Annotated in this window: 1 protein-coding gene; it reads right to left on the reverse strand. The window is 47.6% G+C overall.

Features of this window, described 5'->3' with window-relative positions; all coding sequences use genetic code 11:
• Positions 1-530, reverse strand: a 530-nt coding sequence (locus tag R7R24_RS30075) for a pitrilysin family protein (protein ID WP_318120638.1), incomplete at its 3' end; no start/stop codon positions are given.
• Between the last annotated feature and the right edge of the window lie 2 nt (positions 531-532).

Genomic DNA, 532 nt, shown 5'->3' on the forward strand with positions numbered 1-532 from the left:
ATCAGCTCGGCATACTGCGGCTGATACCATTTCTCGTAGAAGTTTTTCAGCCCATTTGACGTCGCGTTCTCAATTGCATCACGAGTACCGATTGGATCATGCTCGGCGTAAGGCGTTCCTTCAATCGAAGCCTCATACGCGTGCATCGAAAACGACTTATCATCTGGATTGGCGCGTCGCCATTCACCCAAGACAACACCTTTCTCTTTTTCAACTTGAGCAGGAGCGAACTCTAAACCGTCGCCAATGTCTCGCATCCAAGTCAGGGCATCTTCAAGCTTATCGTTATTGGCCAAGTCAAGCTTATAGGAGGTTTGCTGATAGGTGGTAAACGCGTTGATATCTGCGCCAAAACTGCCGCCAGATTGCTCAAAAAGCTTAACAACGTCGTTGCCGGTAAAATGCGTGCTGCCATTAAATGCCATGTGCTCAACGAAGTGAGCGTAGCCTTTTTGATTGGCTTCTTCTTGGAACGAACCAATGTGCATCACCAAACGAACCGAAACTTCTTGGTCTTGAGTTGGATAGATGT

The organism is Vibrio sp. 704 (assembly GCF_033339295.1).